Here is a 19538-nt window from a genome sequence, read left to right as displayed (position 1 = left end):
GACGGCCTCCGGTTGCCGCCATCCACCGAGCGCACGCCATGCAACACGACGATCCGACGACGCCCCCCGACGCGCCCGCGCCGCGCGCCCGGACGAACGCGGCGCGCACGCCGAGCCGCGCGCGCAAGGCGCACATCCGCGAGCTGAACGAAGCGCACCTGCTCGCATGCGCGGAGGCCGTGTTCGCCGAGCGCGGCTTCGAGGGCGCGAGCACCGCGCTGATCGCCGAGCGCGCCGGGCTGCCGAAGGCGAACCTGCACTATTACTTCCCGACGAAGCTCGCGCTGTACCGGCGCGTGCTCGACGACCTGCTCGAGGACTGGCACAGCGCCGCGGACAGCTTCGACGTCGGCGACGATCCGGTCGCCGCGCTCGGCGGATACGTGCGCGCGAAGATGGCGCTGTCGTACAAGCGGCCACTCGGCTCGAAGGTGTGGGCGAACGAGATCATCAGCGGCGCGGAACACATGCAGGATCTGCTGCTCGAGCGCGTGAAGCCGTGGATGGATACGCGAATTGCGCTGATCGAGCGCTGGATCGCGCGCGGGCTCGTCGAGCCGGTCGAGCCGAAAACGCTGCTCTACATGATCTGGGCGGCCACGCAGCACTACGCGGACTTCGACGCGCAGATCGTCGCGCTGTCCGGCAAGCGCGCGTTGTCGGCGAAGGCGTTCGACAAGACGACGGAAGAGGTCGTGCGGCTGATTCTGCGCGCTTGCGGCGCGCGTTCGCCGGGGGCGCTGGAACAGGCTTAGGCCGGGGGCGGGGCGGACGGCGCGGATTTTTGCGCCCGTTGCCCGTTGCCCGTTGCCCGTTGCTCGTTGCCCGTTGCCCGTTGCTCGTTGCTCGTTGCTCGTTGCTCGTTGCTCGTTGCTTGGCAGCTTCCCGTTTTGCTCCCCAAGCTGCTTGCCGCTCTCCGCCTGACGTCCCGCGCCAACGCTACCGCCGGGCGCCGGGCCGGCAACATCGACACACAGGTGGACGGCTCACACCCCGCCGCCAACCGCGGCGCCCATCGCAGAGCCAGCCCACCGCCAGTCCACCGCCCGCCTACCGCCCAAGATACCGCTCGACGAGCCGCGCCCAGAACGCCGCGCCGATCGCCAGATTGCGGTCGTTGAAGTCGTAATCGGGGTTGTGCAGCATGCAGCCGTCGTCCGCGCCCGCGCCGTTGCCGAGCCGCACGAACGCGCCCGGTCGCCGCTGCAGCATGAACGCGAAGTCCTCGCTGCCCATCAGGATGTCGGCCTGTTCGACGACGTTCCGCTCGCCGACCAGCTCCTTCGCGACCTGCGCGGCGAAGTCGGTTTCGGCATCCGAATTGACGACGACCGGATAGCCTTCGATGTACTCGACGCTCGCCTTCGCGCCGTAGCTCGCCGCCTGCGATTCGACGAGCTCGGCGATGCGGCGCTTGAGCAGCGCGCGCACCGCCGGGTCGAACGAGCGCACGGAGAGCTCGAGCCGCGCGCGGTTCGGAATGATGTTGTTCGCGGTGCCCGCGTGCAGCGAGCCGACCGTGACGACGGCGGGCTGCGCGGGATCGACGTTGCGCGCGACGATCGTCTGCAGCGCCATCACGATGCTCGCCGCCACGACGATCGGATCGACCGCGAGATGCGGCCGCGCCGCGTGGCCGCCGACGCCGTGAATCTCGATCACCGCCTTGTCGCCCGCCGACATGAACGGCCCGCGCCGCATCAGGAACACGCCCGGCTCGACGCCCGGATGGTTGTGCATCCCGAACACCGCGTCGCACGGGAAGCGCTCGAAGAGGCCGTCGTCGATCATCTTCTTCGCGCCGCTGTCGACGCCGTGCTCTTCCGCCGGCTGGAAATACAGATGGACGGTGCCGGAGAAATTGCGCGTCCGCGCGAGCCGCCACGCGGCGCCGAGCAGCATCGTCGTGTGGCCGTCGTGGCCGCACGCGTGCATCTTGCCGGGCACGGCGCTCGCGTACGGCAGCCCGGTCGCCTCGACGATCGGCAGCGCGTCCATGTCCGCGCGCACGCCGACGCTGCGCGCGCCGTCGCCCGCGCGCAGCGTGCCGACGACGCCCGTCTCGCCGACGCCGCGCGTCACCTGCCAGCCCCACGCCTCGAGCTTGTCGGCCACGAGCGCGGCCGTCTCGATCTCTTCGTACGCGAGCTCCGGATGACGGTGGATGCGATGGCGGATCTCGCGCAGCGCGTCGGCGAGGGGGGCAAGGTCGTCGACCTCGGTCAAGCGTGCGTCGTTCATCGAAGGCTCCGTGGCGGCGGCGTCCGTGCAATCGGACGCGCAGAAGCGGGCCACTATATCGACGCCGTAACGATTCAATAAGATGCTGTTTTTTTCACCGCGATAAACTGCGTTTATCACCCTCCTTCGCCGCCATGAAGCTCCAGCAACTGCAGGCGTTCGTCTCCGCCGCCCATCACAAGAGCCTGCGCGCCGCCGCGCGCGAGCTCGGCGTCACGCAGCCCGCGATCACGCACACGATCCGCGAGCTCGAGAGCGCGCTCAACGCGGAGCTGCTCGTGCGCAGCGTGCGCGGCGTCGAGCTGACCGCGTGCGGCCACGCGCTCTTGCCGCGCGCCGAGCAGTTGCTCGGCGACATGCGCCGCACCGTCGAGGCGGTCGAGCAGGTCAGGGGCGAGATGTCCGGGCGCATCGCGGTCGGCACGATGCCGTCGATCGCGCTGACCGCGCTGCCGCGCGCGGTGATGAAGTTCCGCGCGACGATGCCGCGCGTGAACCTGTCGCTCGAGGAAGTGACGGTGCCCGACGCGCTCGCGCGGCTGCGCAACGGCGAACTCGACATCGCGGCGATCCATCACATCCCCGCGCTCGAGCGCGACTTCGCGCAATTGCCGCTGTGCTCGACGGAATTCGTCGTCGCGATGCGCGAAGGCCATCCGCTCGCGGGCGCGCGGCGGCTAGCCGAGCTGCTCGACGCCGAATGGATCGTCACGGTCGGCGCCGATCATTTCCCGCACAGCGTGATGATGTCGATGTTCAACGCACACGGGCTGCCGCTGCCGCAGCGGCTGCTGCGCGCGCCGTCGTCGTTCGCGGTGACGCTCGGCCTCGTCGCGCGCTCGGACGTGATCGGCTGCTTCACGAAGCCGCTCGCCGCGATGGTCGAGCCGCTCGGCATCCGCGCCGCGCGGCTCGACGACACGCTGCCGAGCTACGACCTGTCGATCCTGTCGCGCCGCGACCTGCTGCCGACGCCCGCCGTCACGCAATTCATCGCCTGTCTCCGGCACGCGGCCGACGAAACGTTGACATAGATCATTCCCGGGCGGGCAACGCCGCACCGCGCCGCACAAACCGCCTCGACGCGCGCCGAACCGCTATCGGGGCTTCCACTAGGAAGCGCCGCGCTATTTTGTCTTGGTAATCTTGGCGCACCGTTCGTCCCGCACCGGACGAGGGCACCAGTCAGCCCGGCCCGCAGCCGCGCCGGGCCGAAGCGCACTTGCGGCACAACCGCGCGCAATCATCGAACTACACGAGGAACAACAGTGAAAAAATTCTTGGCGGCTTTGACCGTGGCCCTGCTCGCAGTGTCGGCAGGCGGCGCCTATGCGAAGGATTGGTCGACGATCCGTTTCGGCGTCGATGCGAGCTATCCGCCTTTCGAATCGAAAGGTCCGGACGGCAAGGTGGTCGGCTTCGACGTCGATCTCGGCAACGAGATCTGTAAGCGTGTGAAAGCAAAGTGCGTGTGGATCGAGAATGACTTCGACGGCATGATTCCCGCGCTGAAGGCGCGCAAGTTCGACGGCGTGCTGTCGTCGATGTCGATGACGCCGCAGCGTGAAGAGCAGATCGCGTTCTCGTCGAAGCTGTTCAACACGCCGACGCGCCTCGTCACGAAGAAGGGCGCGAATCTGATGCCGACGGCCGACTCGCTGAAGGGCAAGACGGTCGGCGTCGAGCAGGGCACGATCCAGGAAACGTACGCGAAGACCTACTGGGCGCCGAAGGGCGTGAAGGTCCAGCCGTACCAGAACCAGGACCAGGTCTACGCCGACTTGCTCGCCGGCCGTCTGGACGCGGCGCTGCAAGACGCCGTGCAGGCCGAGATCGGCTTCCTGAAGACGCCGCGCGGCAAGGATTTCGCGTTCGCCGGCTCGGATCTCGACGATCCGAAGACGCTCGGCGAAGGCGCCGGCATCGGCCTGCGCAAGGAAGACACCGATCTGAAGGCGAAGATCGACAAGGCGATCGCCGACATGCACAAGGACGGCACGTACGACAAGATCGCGAAGAAGTACTTCGACTTCGACGTGTACGGCAAGTAAGCCGGCCCGCGGGCGGCGCGACCGGCGCGGCGCCCTGCGCGGCGAAAAACGGGCTTCGCTGAAGAGCGAAGCCCGTTTTTTTGCGCCCGGCATCGACTCGCGCAACCGGACGGCAGGATCGGGCAGCGCCCGCCGAACATGCATGCACGCCCGCGCCTTCATTCGGCAGTCGTCCGCCGGTTGCCGCCCGGCGTCGGCAAACCGGCGCTACGCGACGCCGATCAACTTGCGTACGAACGCCTCGAAGCCGGGCAGGACCCGCAAATTTCCATAACCGCTGATGTGATCGCCGTCGAAAAACAACGGCCTCTTGCCGTCGTACGCCGAGCACGTTTTCTCCGGACACAGGAGCGGCAGCGGATCCCAAGTATGAACGTTCGGCACCTGGGCCGCGATCCGCGCGTACGATTCAAGAACCGGCGCCCTCAGCTCGTCGATCTCGCGCCTGCTGACAAGCGGGCCGCGTTCGCAAATCGCGTTGTGTCGATTGAACCAGTCCGAGCAACGGTACGGGACCATTCTGAATATCGGCGTCGGCGCTTCCAGCACGATGCTGGCCCCTCTCCGCTCGATGTCCCGCAACACCGGAATGGCATCGGCGACGGCCCGGTTTCGCTGAGCGGCCGCTGCGCCGCCGAACAGCAGCTGCCGCGCGGCCTCGTCGCCCACGAACGCCCACTGGGTGATCATGCGCGGCAGGCGAAGAGATGGCAGGAAAACGACGTCTCCCGGCGCGAGTTTCGACAGCATGTCCGTCAACGCCGCGTCGCCGTATCGACGGCATCCGGGATCGCCGCCCTCGCGCCACGGCTGAAGGCTGACGAACGGACACCCCGCATTGTTGTAGGAATAGACCGTGATGCCTGTCCGAACGACGAATTGCTTGAACATGCCGGCATAGGCCATCGCGTGCGAATCGCCGATCACGAAGACACGATGGCGGCTTTCCGGCGGCAAGTCGCAATGCTTGCGCGAATAGATCCACAACCTCCCGCCGTGGACGTCCCGATTGTCGACGTCCGCAAGACAGCCCGGATAGGCGGGGTTCGTGTCGGCGCCGTACGGATACCAATCCAGCCGGTTTCGCGCGACCGTACTGAGCGACAGCGCCGGCTGAGCGACGGCCAGCATCGACGAAAGTCCCGCGCCGCCCGCCATCAAGCCCAACCCACACGCGACCACGACGACGCGAGGCACCCTGCGCGCCGACGAACCGCGACGAAACGGCGTCTCGACAAAACGGTGCGAAGCAACCGCAAGCGCGAACGCGAGAACCAGCGCGCAGGCTCTGCTGCTCGTCGAGTCGAGCCCGATCGTCCAGCGAAACACGACGAAGATCGGCCAATGCCACAGATATAGCGAATAAGAAATCCTGCCCACGAATCGAAAAACGCGGCTCTCCAGAATCGTGGAAATCAGGCCCGCAGGCCCGCGCCCGTATAGCAAGCCGAGCAGCCCCAGCGTGCCGGCGACAGGAACGATCGCGCCGGGGAAGGGATAGAGATCCGGCTTCGACATGACGAATCCGGCCAGCACCGCCGACGCGGACGCCCAGGCGCCCGCCTTGATTCCGGCGGCGGCGGAAGATCGCGCCGGCTCGGCCGCGGAAAATCCGGAAAACGCGACGCGCTGATAGAGCAGCGCACCCGCCGCAAGCTCCCAGAATCGACCGAAGATGAAATAGAACGCTTGCGTGTGCTTCGCGGGTCCCACCCAGCCAGCCCACGACAGCGACGTGCACAGCCCGACGGCAATCAGCGCCGTCGACAGATATTTCCGGTTCTTGCGAGCGAGCCATGCCCAGAACAGAAACGGAAAGATCAAATAAAACTGTTCCTCGACGCCGAGCGACCACGTGTGCGTGTACGGATTGAACTCAACCTTCGGAGAAAAATAATCGCTGCCCGTCGCGCCGAGGATGAAATTGCTCAAGCCAAAAAATGCGAGCAGTCCGGTTTTCTGATTTCTGTCGCTCAGGTAGGACGCCGGAATGAAGAGCGTCGCGATCAAGCCGGTCACGAGCAGGACAACGACCAGCGCCGGCAGAATCCGCCGCATGCGCCGGGCATAGAAAAACAAAAGAAATTGCCCGAACGATATCGGCCCGAGGTTCGCGACGGACGAACTCACGACGAAGCCCGAAATCACGAAGAAAATGTCGACGCCGGAAAAACCGCCCGGAAGCCAGCGCGCATCCATGTGATACAGCATGACGGACAGCACCGCCCACGCTCGCAGGCCGTCGATGTACGGAAGGTACGCGGTTTTCTCGCGTGTCCTCGGCTCGCCGGTCCGGCTGCCCGTCAACTGCATCTCGCTCACTGTCATAGGATCGATCCTTGGCCGAGCCTTCGCCGCCCGCATTCGAACGATAAAAAAATCGACGCCCCGCACGCGCTGCGGCAGACAGTGTATCGATTAAAAAATCGTCATAATTTTGATCCGGCGAGCACGCTGCGTTCGACGCAAGTCATTGATCGGACAGAAAAACGGTGAACCTCCGGCACAGGTTTGGTGCGTCGATGACGATCCACGTACAATCGTTGTCTCACCGACATCGACAGAAGGCGCGCGGCGGTTGCGCCGCTCATTCCCATCATGCAAACGCAGACCCATCCGCTGATCTCGCCGGCCGTCGGCACGGCGCGCCACATCACGAGCTTCCACTACGGCCCGCGCAGCGGGAAAAAAATCTACATCCAGGCGTCGCTGCATGCGGACGAGCTGCCGGGCATGCTGGTCGCGACGCTGCTGCGCCGCAAGCTCGCGGCGCTCGAGACGGCAGGCAAGCTGCGCGACGAGATCGTCGTCGTGCCGGTCGCGAATCCGATCGGCCTCGCGCAGCACGTGTTCGGCGATCATCTCGGCCGCTTCGAGCTCGGGTCGATGCAGAACTTCAACCGCAACTTCCACGATCTCGCCGCGCTCGTGATCCCGCGCATCGAAGGCCGCCTCACGAAAGACGCGGCCGCGAACCTCGCCATCGTGCGCGACGCGATGCGCGAAGCGCTCGGCGAGCAGAAGCCGCGCACCGAGCTCGAATCGCAGCGGCTCGCGCTGCAGCAGTTGTCGTTCGACGCCGATATCGTGCTCGACCTGCACTGCGACTGCGATGCGGTGATGCACGTCTACACGAATCCGGATCTGTGGGACGACGTCGAGCCGCTCGCGCGCTACCTGGGCGCGAAGGCGTCGCTGCTCGCGCTGAACTCGGTCGGCAACCCGTTCGACGAGATTCACAGCTTCTGCTGGTCCGAGCTGCGCAACCGCTTCGGCGAACGCCATCCGATCCCGAACGGCGCGATTTCGGTGACGGTCGAGCTGCGCAGCGAACGCGACGTATCGTATGAATTCGCCGAGCACGACGCGCAAGCGCTGATCGAATACCTGACGCTGCGCGGCACGATCGAAGGCGCGCCCGCGCCGCAGCCGCCGCTCGAATTCGCGGCAACGCCGCTCGCGGGCACCGATCCGCTCGTCGCGCCGGTATCGGGCGTGATCGTGTTCCGTACGCCCGTCGGCGTGTGGATCGAGGCGGGCGACGAAGTGGCCGACATCGTCGATCCGCTGACCGACCGCGTCGTCACGTTGAAGAGCAGCGTGTCCGGCGTGCTGTACGCGCGCCAGATCGCGCGCTTCGCGACGGCCGGGATGGAAGTCGCGCGGATCGCCGGCGCGAAGCCGATCCGCACCGGGTCGCTGCTGACGGCCTGAGCGGGCGAGTCGCTGTCCAAACTCATGTCCGTGCAAGCATCGTGCTCGTGCTTGCATGAGCATCGCGCCCGGCGATGCGTCCGGGCGCACGCGCAGCGCGCCACCCGCCCCTGCCGGCCTCGTCAGAACGCCGGAATGATCGCGCCGTTGAATTTCGTCTCGATGAACTTGCGCACGTCGTCCGATTCATACGCGGCGACGAGCTTCTTCACCCACGGCTTGTCCTTGTCCTGCGCGCGCACCGCGATCAGGTTCGCGTACGGTCCCTTCAGATCCTCGATCGCGATCGCGTCCTTCACCGGCGACAGCCCCGCCTTCACCGCATAGTCGGTGTTGACCGACCCCGCGTCGAGGTCCGGCAGCGCGCGCGGCAGCTGCGCGGCGTCGAGCTCGACAAGCTTGATCTTCTTCGGATTCTCGGCGACGTCGAGCGGCGTCGCATTCACGCCGTTCGTGCCGGCGCCCGGCTTCAGCTTGACGACCCCGTACTTCTGCAGCAGCAGGAGCGCGCGATTGCCGTTCGACGGATCGTTCTGAATCCCGACTTTCGCGCCGACTGGCAGATCCTTCAGCGACTTGAGCTTCTTCGAATAGAAGCCCATCGGCGACGTATACGTAAGCCCGACGTTCACGATCCTGTAGCCGCGCTGCTTGATCTGGCTGTCGAGAAACGGCTGGTGCTGGAAGCCGTTCGCATCGAGGTCGCCCGCATCGAGCGCCGCGTTCGGCTGCACGTAGTCGTTGAATTCGATCACCTTGATCGCGAGCCCGTCGCGCGCGGCGACCTTCGTCACCTCGGCCCAGATCTGCGCGTCCGGGCCGCTCATCGTGCCGATCTTCAGCGCCGGGCCGCCCGCGTGCGCGAGCGTCGCCGCGATCACGAACGCCGCGCCGCCGGCCGCCCGGCGCAAGATCGAAGCAAATCGTCGCATGGCTTGTCCTCGCATCCTGTTTTCATGAAAGCGCGAATCGTCGCATGTGGCGGCAAAGGGACAAACCAAGCAATTTTCATACATATATTCCTGCGCCCGGTCAATCATCCGGCGGAATCGACATAACGCGACGAATGCAAGCCTCCATCATCACGTGTGGCGCGGGCGCTACAGACGTGAACATGACAGCAATTGTCATATTCATTAAGCGCCCCGTCGATACAGTGCGCTTCCGTTCCCCTTCCAACCGCCTTAAGAGCGCAGCGGAACTGCAAACATTCTTACTGCTCGGAGATTTGCCTTGAACAAGAAACTGTTGACCACCGCTATCCTCGCCGCGACCGCGAGCGCGGCACATGCACAAAGCAGCGTCACGCTGTACGGCCTCATCGACGCCGGCGTCAGCTATGTGAACCATAGCAAGAGCGCCAGCGGCAGCAGCAAGCTCTTCAAGTACGACGACGGCATCGCCCAGGGCAGCCGTTGGGGCCTGCGCGGCGCAGAAGACCTCGGCGGCGGCCTGAAGGCGATCTTCGTGCTCGAAAACGGCTTCAACAGCGGCAACGGCACGATCGGCCAGGGCGGCGCGATCTTCGGCCGCCAAGCGTATGTCGGCCTGTCGCACAAGGAAGCCGGCACGCTGACGTTCGGCCGTCAATACTCGTTCTCGACCGACATCCTCGGCTCGAACTACTCGACGGGCGGCAACACGGTCGCGGGCAACTACGCGTACCACGTGAACGACATCGACCAACTGACGTCGAGCCGCATCAACAACGCGGTGAAGTTCCAGAGCGCGAACTATTCGGGCTTCACGTTCGGCGCGTTGTACGGCTTCTCGAACTCGACGTCGTTTGCGGGCGCACCGGCGACGACGACGGGCACGACGACGACGGCAGGCTCGTCGCGCGCATACAGCTTCGGCCTGAACTACGCGAACGGCCCGATCGGCCTCGGCGCCGCGTACACCGACATCCGCTATCCGGGCCAGTCGACGCCGGCGATCACGACCAACATCGCGAACCTGACGATCAACAACGTTCGCGACCTGCGCAGCTTCGGCGTCGGCGGCCGCTACATCTGGGGCCCGGCGACCCTCTGGGCGCTGTGGACGAACACGCGCCTCGAGCCGATCACGGGCGGCAGCACGACGTACAACGCGTACGAAGCGGGCGGCAAGTATGCATTCACGACGGCGCTGTCGGCGGGCGTCGGCTACACGTACTCGCGTGTGTCGGGTGCGAACTCGGGCCACTGGAACCAGGTCAACGGCGCGCTCGACTACGCGCTCAGCAAGCGCACCGACGTGTACCTGCTCGCGATCTACCAGGAAGCGTCGGGCAACAACCTGCAGGCGCAGATCGGTTCGAGCACGAGCTACTTCAACACGTCGGGCACGGGTTCGAAGAACCAGTTCGCCGCGCGCGTCGGTATCCGCCACAAGTTCTGAGCATTCGCTCGACAACTCGCGGCACACTACGGCAAAAGCGCCCCGCCTCGTGCGGGGCGCTTTTTTTGCTGCTTTTAAGTTTCGCTTAATTCTGGGTTGAGAGGATGCTCACACCCCCCCTGTTGGCCGCCTGAGCATCGGCGGCATTTTTTTATCCCGATTGCGGCGGCGCAGACCGTCCAACGCAAGACAGGATCGGAGGAAACGATGGTCGAAGATACCGTTTTCAGCGGCCTGCGCACGATACTCACGCACGAACACGCGTTCCCGGTGCAAAGCTGCCGCGTGTCGATCGCGATGCAGCGCCCGTGGGGACGCCCGTACCGGCTCGTCGAATGGACGATGCACCTCGACGCGCCCGCGCGCCGTCGGATCGTGCCGGCCGAGAGCACCGAGGCGGAAATCGCCGAGGCAGTCGCGTCGCACGTGCCCGGGCGCCTGTACGAAGGCGGCGCCGCGCTGTTCTGACGGGCGCTCCGGCGCGATTCGCCGCCGCGCTCGGCAAGGCTTGCGCACGCGCGGCGCGGCGATGCGTTCCCACGCAGGACGAGCCGCTTCTGATCGTTCCTGTCGTTTTTTGTCCGTTCTCTCCGTTCTCTCCGTTCTCTTTCGCCGATTGGCCGGAGTTGCCGGCTGCGGTCGCAAGCAACGTCGCGCAGCCGCCTCCGTAGGTCATCCCGCCCCGATCATCCTGTCCGGCCGTCGTGCCGGCAGTCCTTACCGATTTTCCCTGCCGTTCACCCGTATCGGTCTTCCCCGGTCTTCCCCGATTTCGACGCCATGCGTCATCGGACCTCGTTGACGCTCCCGTCAAATCTGCTACGCTGCGCGTTTTCCGATTCGCACCCCTTTGATGGAAAACGCCTTCAACGAACGCGGCGTCATGGTCACGCGCAACAGCCTGTCCGCCGCAGGGCAAATTTTCGCGCTGCGAGAGATCCGCGGCGTCGAAGTTCTCACCGTCAGGAAAAACAAGATCGTCCCGTGGTCGATTTCGCTCATCGGCACCGCCGCCGCGATCGCGGGCGGCACGCTCGGCACGAGCGCGCTGCTCGTCGTGGGCGTGATGCTCATCGTCGTCGGCTACCTCGCGTGGACCACGCAGGACGTCACGCATCGGCTCATCGTCGACATGCCGGACGGCAAGCGCGAGGCGGTGATGAGCATCGACCGCGAATTCGTCGAGCGCGTCGCGCACGCGGTGAACGCGGCCCGCTCGGCGACCGCGTCAACTTGACGCACCCCGCTTCGCTCTTCACGATCCGCGCCGCCACGGCGTCCGACGCCCCCGCGTGGCGGCAGCTTCGCCGTGCGCTGTGGCCGCATGCGGACGATGCCGAGCACGCGCGCGATGTCGCGCAGCAACTCGACGCGCCGAACCGCCATGCGTGCTTCATCGCGTGGACGCCGGACGACGCGCCGCTCGGCTTCGCCGAGGTCGCCGTCCGGCGCGACTACGTGAACGGCTGCAACACGTCGCCCGCGCTGTTTCTCGAAGGCATCTTCGTGGATCCGGCCGCGCGCCGCCGCGGCGTCGCCCGCGCGCTATGCTCGGCCGCCGCTGTCTGGGGCGCGACATGCGGCTGCGCCGAATTCGCATCGGACGCGCCGCTCGGCAACGCCGCGTCGCACGCGCTGCATCGCGCACTCGGCTTCGACGAAACCGAGCGGGTGGTCTTCTTTCGGAAGACGCTCGCACGTTGACGCGACGGCGGGCGCGCGCATCGCGGCGCGGATTGCAGACTTCGGACGGCGAATCGCATGCCGCATGTCGAACGCTGCGCGCGAATTGCAACGAGTCGAATCGAGAGCCAAAGCTATCGAGCCGCGCGGCGCGGCCCGCTTGCGCGATACCGTCGACTGTCGATCGCCGATCCGATCGCCGTTTATGCTCGACTCCATGCTCGCCCCACCCGCCGCCGTATCGTCGCAGCCGCCTATCCGGTCAGTTCAGCCGCGCGCCGATCGAACTCGCGACGCTGCACAGAATCAGGCAGCACGACACCGCACCCGCATCGAGCGTGCCGACCGACCGCTCGCCGAGCCGCGACGCCCGACCGATCTTCGCCTGCAGCCAGCGCGTCGATTCCTTGCCGCGCTCGGCGGCCGCGCTCATCGCCGCGAGCGCGTGCCGGAAATCGTCGCCGGCGCGTAGCGCTTCGTGAAATGCGGCGTCGGCGGGCGCGAGCGTGTCGATCAACGTCTTGTCGCCGACCTTCGCATCGCTGATCGTCCGCAATCCCGCAAGCCCCGCCGACAGCGCTTCGCCGAACAGCGCCGCATCGAGCGTGTCGCGCCCCTTCAGCGCCGCCGCAAAATCCATGAAGAAGCTGCCGTAAAGCGGCCCCATCGATCCGCCGATTCCGTCCATGAGCGACGTCGACAATACGTCGAGCGCATCCGGCAGGCTCGTCGCGCCGCGCGCGTCGAGCCGCGCGCCGCACTGGCCGAAGCCCTTGCTCATGTTGATGCCGTGATCGCCGTCGCCAATCGCCGCGTCGATCTCCGACAGAGGATCGCGGTTGCGCTGGATCACGTCGACGAGCTCGCGCACGACGAAACCGGCGTCGGCGAGCGGCAAGCGCTGAATGGCGGCGGTGTTCATGCGCGTTCTCCCACGGTGAGGCCGATGCTGCTGCACGGCGCGGCGAACAATTGCTTCAGCTCGTCGTCGAGCCGGGTGATCGTCAGCGTGACGCCCATCATCTCGAGCGACGTGAACAGATTGCCGACGAGACGAAAGCCGATCTTCAATCCGGCCGCCGCGAGCCGCTCCGCTACTTCGGCATACAGAATATATTGCTCCATCAGCGGCGTCGCGCCGAGCCCCGACACGAGCACCGCGACTTCCTCGCCGCGTTCGAGCGGGAAATCCGGCAGCACGATGTCGAGCATCATTTCCGCCATGTCCTTCGCGGGCACCGTGCGCATCACGCGCACGCCATGCTCGCCGTGATGGCCGATGCCGACCTCCATCTCGCCGTCGGCGATGTGGAAGTTCGCCTTGCCGTTCGCCGGAATCGTGCACGCGGACAGGCCGATGCCGACGGAGCGCGTGTTGTCGATCGCCTTCCGCGCGCTCGCGATCACCGCATCGAGATTGCCGCCCGCCGCCGCGCGCGCGCCGCCCGCCTTCCACATCAGGATCTCGCCCGCGACGCCGCGCCGCTTCGCGCGTTCGTCGCGCGAAGCCGATGCGACGTCGTCGTTCGCGACGACGGTCTTCACGTCGATGCCCTGCGCGGCCGCCATCTTGACGGCCATCTTCACGTTCATGTTGTCGCCCGCGTAGTTGCCGTACAGGCACGCGACGCCCGCGCCGCGATCGGCGCGCTTGAACGCGTCGACGAAGCTTTTCGCGGTCGGCGACGAAAAGACCTCGCCGACCGCGACCGCATCGACGAGCCCCGGCCCCGTGTAGCCGAGAAACGCCGGCTCGTGGCCCGAGCCGCCGCCCGTGACAACGCCGACCTTGCCCGGCGCCGGCTGCGCGACGCCGATCACGCGCGGATTGTCCGCGTCGAGCGTGAGCTGCGGATGCGCGGCGACGATGCCGCGCAGCATGTCCTCGACGACGTAGTCGGGATGATTGATGACACGATTCATGCAATTAACCTCGCGGATCCAGTACGACCTTCAACGATTGCTCGCCGCGCTCCATCACCGCGAACGCCTCCGCGAAGCGCGACAGCGGAAACGTGTGCGTGACGATGCCGCGCACGTCGATCTTGCGCGATCCGATGAACTCGATCGCGCGCGGATACATGTACGGGCCGAGATGCGAGCCGAGCACGTCGAGCTCCTTGCGGTCGCCGATGATCGACCAGTCGACGGTCGCGTCGTCGTTGAACACGCTGAATTCGACGAAACGGCCGAGCTTGCGCAGCATCGCGAGCCCCTGACCGACCGCGCGATGGTGGCCGGTCGCCTCGATATAGACGTCGCAGCCATAGCCGTCCGTGATCGACCGGATCTTCTCGATCACGTTCTCTTCACCCGGATTCCATACTTCGTCCGCGCCCATCCTGAGCGCGAGCGCCGCGCGCTCAGGCTTCATGTCGAGCACGATCAGCTTCTTCGGATGGCGCAGCCGAACCGCGCCGACGATGCCGAGCCCGAGCGTGCCCGCGCCCGCGACGACGACCACGTCGTCGAAGCCGACGTTCGCGCGATCGGCCGCATGCAGCGAGCACGACAGCGGCTCGATCAGGATCGCCTCGTCGGACGGAATCGAATCGGGCACCTGGTGGACGATCGCCTCTTTCGTGAAGATCATGTACTCGGCCATCGCGCCGTGCACGTTCTTCTGGAATCCGTACAGATCATGCTTCTGGCACATCCAGTACTGGCCGTGGCCGCAGAAGCGGCAGCCCCAGCACGGGACGATCTGCTCGGAGATCACGCGATCGCCGACCTTCACGCCGCGCTGCTCGGCGCCCGGTCCGAGCGCGGCGACGCGGCACACGAACTCGTGGCCCGGGATCATCGGCGGCTTCACGTAGCGCGGCTGCACCGCGTCGCCCCAGAACGACGGCGCGCCGCGGAACGTCTTGATGTCGCCCATGCAGATGCCGACGAGCTCGACTTCGGTCAGGATCTCGTCGGGTCCCGGCTTCGGCACGGGCACCTGTTCGAGGCGGTAGTCCTCCGGACCGTGACATACCACGGCGCGCATCGTGGCGGGCAGCGCGCCCGCGTCGCTGTGCGCGGCCGCGCGTTGCGGCGGCGCTTCGGCTATCGACGACATGCAACGTCTCCTTATATCTTCTGTCGGTTGTCCCGACGATGACGGCCTGACCGCCGCGCGGCCCGCCGTCGCTTCAACGCACGGTATAGCCGCCGTCGATCACGACGTTCTCGCCTGTCATCATCGCGGCTGCGTCGCTCAGCAGATAGAGCACGAGTGCGGCGATCTCGTCCGGCCGCGCGAAGCGGCCGGACGGAATCTCGCGCTTCGCGCGCTCGCCGGCTTCGCCCGCCCACGCCTTCTTGCCGAGCTCGGTTTCGACGATCGTCGGCGACACCGCGTTGACGGTGATCCCATGCGGCGCCCATTCGAGCGCGAGCACCTTCGTCATCCCGACGATCGCGGCCTTGCTCGCGCAATACGCGACATGCCGGTCGAGGCCGACCACGCTCGCCTGCGACGCGAGATTGACGATCCGCCCGCCTCTGCCGCCCGCGATCATCTGCCGCGCGACCGCCTGTGCGATGAAGAACGACGCTTTCACGTTGATCGCCATCGTCGCGTCCCACGCGGCCTCGCCAACGTCGAGCGCCTTGTCGAGCAGCGCGACGCCGGCGCTGTTGACGAGCAGGTCGACGCCGCCGAAGCGCGACGCGACGCGCTCGACCGCCGCCTGCGCGGCCGAGTAGTCGCGCAGGTCGAGCGACATGCCGGCGTGGCGCGCGGCGCCGCCTTCCAGCGTCGCGGCAATCCGCATCGTTTCGGGATGCAGATCGACGAGCGCGACGCTCGCGCCGCGCTGCGCGAGCAGTTGCGCGCACGCATGCCCGATGCCCGCCGCGCCGCCCGTCACGAGCGCGACGCGGCCCGTCAGATCGAACGCCCTGTCCCAGAGATTCGTCATGGCCGCCTCGCTCAACCGCCCGTGACCTGCCTGTAGAGCTGATCGGCATTCGCCGGCGTGACGGGCACCCACGGCAGAACGTAGCGCTTCGCGGTGCCGCCGTCCCACTTCAGATCCTTCGCGTAGCGCTGCCAGATCACCGACTGCGGCTTGTAGCTCGCGCCGACGAGCTGCCGCAGCACCAGATCGAGCGCGCCCTGCGACTGCGCCTGCGCGTCCTGCAGGAACGTCGTGATCTCGCCGCGCTTCGCGGCCTGGATCGCGTCGGGCATCCCGTCGATCGACGTAATCGGAATGTCCTTCGGCGTGAGCCCGCGGTTCTTGATCGCCTGCAGCGCGCCGAGCGCCATGTCGTCGTTCTGTGCGATCACGCCGTTGATCTGCTTCGGATGCGCATTGAGCCAGTCCTCCATCAGGTTCATCGCTTCCGCGCGCGACCAGTTCGCGGTCTTCTTCTCGATCACCTTGATGCCCGGATATTTCGCGAGCACTTCCATCTCGCCCTTCTCGCGATCGATCTGCGCGGATTGGCCGATCGGCCCCTGGATGATGACGATGCTGCCCTTGCCGCCGATCTGCTTCGCGAGCGCTTCGGCCTGCAGACGGCCGCCCTCGACGTCGTCGTTGCCGATGTACGGCACCTTCGGCGTCGCGAGCATCGTGTTCGATGCGATGAGCGGCGTGTCGGATGCGGCCGCGCGCGTCGCGACGCCGATGCCCGCCTTCGTGTCGATCGGCACGAACAGGATGCCGCTGTACTGCTGCGTGAGCATCGTCTCGATCTGATTGTTCTGCGTGAGCGCGTCGTAGTTGCCGTCGAACACCGTGAGCTGCACGGTGCCGCTCTTCACGGCCGGATGCGCCTTGATCTCGCGCACCCAGTTCTGCATGAACTGGCCTTTCATGCCGTACACCGCCGCGCCGACGCGGTACGGCCCGCTCGCCGCGTGCGCCGCGCCGCCCGCCGCCGCGATCGCGAGCGTCGCGCCGAGCACGGTTGCGGCCGCGAAGCGGCCGAGCCAGGTGTTTCGTGTTTGCATTGTCGTCTCCTCCGGATGGGAATGCGCTGCGTCAGCGCGGCTGTTTGCGGGCCACGTCGATGAGCACGGCCAGCACGATGATGAGTCCCTTGGCGATCTGCTGGTAATACGACGACACGCCGAGCAGATTCAGCCCGTTATTGATCACGCCGATCAAAAGCGCGCCGAACAGCGTGCCGACCACGCCGCCCTGCCCGCCCGACAGGCTCGTGCCGCCGATCACGACCGCCGCGATCGCATCGAGCTCGTACGACACGCCCGCCTGCGGCAGTGCGGACGTCGTGCGCGCGGCGAGAATCATCCCGGCGAGACCGGCGAGCGCGCCCGACACGACGTACACCGAGAACACGATCTTGCGCACGCCGATGCCGGAAGTCCGCGCGCTCTTCTCGTTACCGCCGACCGCGTACAGATAGCGGCCGTACGTCGTGTAGCGCAGCACCCACCAGCACGCGAGCGCGACCGCCGCGAAGATCAGCACCGGCATCCCGAGCGGGCCGAGCCTGCCGACGCCGAGCGAAAGATAATCGTCGGGCAGGTTCGCGACCGGGCTGCCGTCGTTGACGATGTACGTGACGCCGCGCGCGATGCTCAACATGCCGAGCGTCGCGACGAACGGCGGCACGTTGAAGCGCGCGATCGTCACGCCGTTGATCGCGCCGAGCGCCGCGCCGCACGCGACGCCGACCGCGAGCGACGCCGCGAGCCCGTGCCCCGCCGCGCCGGCGAGGCCGCTCACGATTCCCGCGAGCGCAAGCACGGAGCCGACCGACAGGTCGATCCCCTTCGTCAGGATCACGTACGTCATGCCGATCGCGAGAATCCCGTTGATCGACGTCTGCCGCAGGATGTCGCTCCAGTTGCGCCACGTGAGGAAGTACGGACTCGCGAATGCGAGCACGACGCACAGCACGACGAAAATGATCGGGATGCCGAAGCGGCTCGCGAGCTCCGCGACGTTCACGCGCTTCGGCGCCGCTTCGAGACGGGTCAGAGTCTGAGTGTTCATGGTCTTGTTCATGAAGCGAGGTGGAGCAGGGATTCCTGGGTGGCGCCGTCGCCCGGGCAGACGGCGGCGACGCGGCCGCCCTTGAACACGGCGATGCGGTCGCTCAGATACAGCAGCTCGGGCGCCTCCGACGACACGACGATCACCGCGCCGCCGTTGCGCGCGAACGTATCGAGCAGCCGATAGATTTCCTGTTTCGCGCCTTCGTCGATCCCGCGCGTCGGCTCGTCGCACAACAGCAGCACAGGCTCCGTCGACAGGCATTTCGCGAGCACGACCTTCTGCTGGTTGCCGCCGCTCATCGCGGCCACCGGCATTCGCAGCGACGCGGCCTTGATCCGCAGCCGCTCGACCATCGATTGCGCGAGGCGGCGCACGAGCGCGCGCCGGATCACGCCGCCGCGCGACAGGCGCCGGTACGCGGCCATCGCGATGTTCTCCTGCACGCTGCCGGACAGCACGAGGCCCGAGTCCTTGCGGTCTTCGGTGACGAGCGCGATGCCGGCGCGGATCGCCTGCGCGGGATCGCCTTGCGGCAGCGGCTCGCCGCCGAGCGTCGCCGTGCCCGCATCGGGCCGCGTGAGGCCGTACACGCAATTGAGGAATTCGCTGCGGCCCGAGCCCATCAGCCCGTAGATGCCGAGAATCTCGCCGCGCCGCACGTCGAGACTCACCGCTTCGAACTCGTCCGCGCGCGTGAGTCCGCCGACCGCGAGGCACGGCTCGCCGTGCGCGGGCCGGCGCGCCTTGTCGACGACGGGCATCTCGCGGCCGACGATCGCGCGTACGAGATGCGCACGATCGATGTCGGCGATGCGGCCGCTCTCGACGTACGCGCCGTCGCGAAACACCGTGTAGTCGTCGGCGATCTCGAACAGCTCGCTCAGGCGATGCGACACGTAGATGATCCCGGCGCCATGCGCGGTGATGTTGCGGATCGCGGCAAAGAGCGTCTCGGTCTCGCGCTCGCCGATCGCGGACGTCGGCTCGTCCATGATCATCACCTCGCAGTCGCGGCTGAACGCCTTCGCGATCTCGACGAGCTGCGTCTGCGCGAGACTCAGGCGATGCATCGGTACGCCCGCGTCGATCGCGAAGCCGAGGCGGTCGAGCAGGTCCTGCGCGCGGCGCTTCAGCGTCCGGAAATCGACGACGACGCGCGCACGGGTCGGCTCGCGGCCGAGATACAGGTTTTCGGCGACCGTCATCCCGGGCACCGGCGACAGCTCCTGCGTGATGATCGCCATCCGGTTCGCGAGCGCTTCGGCGGGCGACGCGAAGTCGACGTCGCGGCCGTTCAGCCGGATCGCGCCCTCGTCGCGGCGCAGGAGCCCCATCAGGATGTTCAGGAACGTGGATTTTCCGGTGCCGTTGCCGCCGCACAGCGCGTGCACGCGTCCGGCCATGAGGCTCAAGCGTCCGTCGCGCAACGCGCTCACGCCGTTGAACCGCTTCGCTACCTGGCTTGCTTCGAGCAGAACAGGAGTCACTGTCGTATCCCGAATGATGA

Annotated in this window: 18 protein-coding genes; 8 read left to right on the top strand and 10 right to left on the bottom strand. The window is 66.7% G+C overall.

The window, feature by feature from the left end; all coding sequences use genetic code 11:
• Positions 1-38 precede the first annotated feature (38 nt).
• Entirely contained in the window at positions 39-755 is a 717-nt protein-coding gene (locus WS70_RS20355; protein ID WP_059469899.1) for a TetR/AcrR family transcriptional regulator, read from the top strand.
• Between the two features lie 295 nt (positions 756-1050).
• Here WS70_RS20355 and WS70_RS20350 read toward each other — a convergent pair whose 3' ends face one another.
• Complete coding sequence (locus WS70_RS20350; protein WP_059598634.1) at positions 1051-2241, bottom strand: M20 aminoacylase family protein; 1191 nt, start codon at positions 2239-2241, stop codon at positions 1051-1053.
• 134 nt (positions 2242-2375) lie between these two features.
• Between WS70_RS20350 and WS70_RS20345 the strand changes: the two genes are divergently transcribed.
• Both WS70_RS20345 and WS70_RS20340 read left to right on the top strand, forming a co-directional pair.
• Positions 2376-3275 (top strand): LysR family transcriptional regulator, encoded by a 900-nt coding sequence (locus WS70_RS20345; protein WP_059469898.1) that lies wholly within the window; start codon positions 2376-2378, stop codon positions 3273-3275.
• A gap of 234 nt (positions 3276-3509) precedes the next feature.
• The gene (locus tag WS70_RS20340) at positions 3510-4292 is read left to right on the top strand and encodes an ABC transporter substrate-binding protein (RefSeq protein WP_059598629.1); all 783 of its coding nucleotides are present in this window, start codon (positions 3510-3512) and stop codon (positions 4290-4292) included.
• Between the two features lie 207 nt (positions 4293-4499).
• Here WS70_RS20340 and WS70_RS20335 read toward each other — a convergent pair whose 3' ends face one another.
• A complete protein-coding gene (locus tag WS70_RS20335) occupies positions 4500-6620 on the bottom strand; it encodes an acyltransferase family protein (protein WP_082722473.1) in 2121 nt (706 codons plus the stop codon).
• Between the two features lie 270 nt (positions 6621-6890).
• Here WS70_RS20335 and WS70_RS20330 point away from each other — a divergent pair, with 270 nt between their 5' ends.
• Positions 6891-8006, top strand: coding sequence for a succinylglutamate desuccinylase/aspartoacylase family protein (locus WS70_RS20330; protein WP_059598627.1), 1116 nt, complete (start codon positions 6891-6893; stop codon positions 8004-8006).
• Positions 8007-8128: 122 nt separating this feature from the next.
• On the opposite strand, the gene WS70_RS20325 is transcribed toward WS70_RS20330, so the two are convergent.
• Positions 8129-8938 (bottom strand): MetQ/NlpA family ABC transporter substrate-binding protein, encoded by an 810-nt coding sequence (locus WS70_RS20325; protein WP_059469894.1) that lies wholly within the window; start codon positions 8936-8938, stop codon positions 8129-8131.
• 301 nt (positions 8939-9239) lie between these two features.
• Between WS70_RS20325 and WS70_RS20320 the strand changes: the two genes are divergently transcribed.
• The 4 genes from WS70_RS20320 (at position 9240) to aac(6')-III (ending at position 12092) form a co-directional block, all read left to right on the top strand.
• Positions 9240-10388, top strand: coding sequence for a porin (locus WS70_RS20320; RefSeq protein ID WP_059469893.1), 1149 nt, complete (start codon positions 9240-9242; stop codon positions 10386-10388).
• Positions 10389-10595: 207 nt separating this feature from the next.
• Positions 10596-10856 (top strand): DUF2866 domain-containing protein, encoded by a 261-nt coding sequence (locus tag WS70_RS20315; RefSeq protein WP_059469892.1) that lies wholly within the window; start codon positions 10596-10598, stop codon positions 10854-10856.
• Positions 10857-11241: 385 nt separating this feature from the next.
• Positions 11242-11625, top strand: a complete 384-nt coding sequence (locus tag WS70_RS20310; protein ID WP_059469891.1) for a DUF6232 family protein — start codon at positions 11242-11244, stop codon at positions 11623-11625.
• Positions 11622-12092: a tobramycin N-acetyltransferase AAC(6')-III gene (gene aac(6')-III / locus WS70_RS20305; protein ID WP_059469890.1), complete on the top strand. Its 471-nt coding sequence runs from the start codon at positions 11622-11624 to the stop codon at positions 12090-12092. The genes WS70_RS20310 and aac(6')-III overlap by 4 nt, the downstream gene beginning before the upstream one ends.
• 241 nt (positions 12093-12333) lie before the next feature.
• Here aac(6')-III and dhaL read toward each other — a convergent pair whose 3' ends face one another.
• From dhaL to WS70_RS20270, 7 genes are all read right to left on the bottom strand, one after another.
• The gene (gene dhaL / locus WS70_RS20300) at positions 12334-12993 is read right to left on the bottom strand and encodes a dihydroxyacetone kinase subunit DhaL (RefSeq protein ID WP_059469889.1); all 660 of its coding nucleotides are present in this window, start codon (positions 12991-12993) and stop codon (positions 12334-12336) included.
• Positions 12990-13994, bottom strand: a complete 1005-nt coding sequence (locus tag WS70_RS20295) for a dihydroxyacetone kinase subunit DhaK (RefSeq protein ID WP_059598626.1) — start codon at positions 13992-13994, stop codon at positions 12990-12992. The genes dhaL and WS70_RS20295 overlap by 4 nt, the downstream gene beginning before the upstream one ends.
• A 4-nt stretch (positions 13995-13998) precedes the next feature.
• Entirely contained in the window at positions 13999-15135 is a 1137-nt protein-coding gene (locus WS70_RS20290) for an MDR/zinc-dependent alcohol dehydrogenase-like family protein (protein WP_059598625.1), read from the bottom strand.
• Between the two features lie 73 nt (positions 15136-15208).
• Positions 15209-15979 carry an SDR family oxidoreductase gene (locus WS70_RS20285; RefSeq protein WP_059598624.1) on the bottom strand — a complete coding sequence of 257 codons (771 nt, stop codon included), beginning with the start codon at positions 15977-15979 and terminating at the stop codon, positions 15209-15211.
• An 11-nt stretch (positions 15980-15990) separates the two neighbouring features.
• Positions 15991-17019: a substrate-binding domain-containing protein gene (locus WS70_RS20280; RefSeq protein ID WP_059469885.1), complete on the bottom strand. Its 1029-nt coding sequence runs from the start codon at positions 17017-17019 to the stop codon at positions 15991-15993.
• 31 nt (positions 17020-17050) lie between these two features.
• Positions 17051-18040 carry an ABC transporter permease gene (locus WS70_RS20275; RefSeq protein ID WP_162498993.1) on the bottom strand — a complete coding sequence of 330 codons (990 nt, stop codon included), beginning with the start codon at positions 18038-18040 and terminating at the stop codon, positions 17051-17053.
• Complete coding sequence (locus WS70_RS20270) at positions 18037-19518, bottom strand: sugar ABC transporter ATP-binding protein (RefSeq protein ID WP_059598623.1); 1482 nt, start codon at positions 19516-19518, stop codon at positions 18037-18039. The genes WS70_RS20275 and WS70_RS20270 overlap by 4 nt, the downstream gene beginning before the upstream one ends.
• Between the last annotated feature and the right edge of the window lie 20 nt (positions 19519-19538).

Origin of the sequence: Burkholderia mayonis, assembly GCF_001523745.2 — a bacterium.
GTDB lineage: Bacteria > Pseudomonadota > Gammaproteobacteria > Burkholderiales > Burkholderiaceae > Burkholderia > Burkholderia mayonis.
The sequence above is the reverse complement of the archived record's forward strand: the minus strand, read 5'-3'. Positions and strand labels throughout refer to the sequence as shown.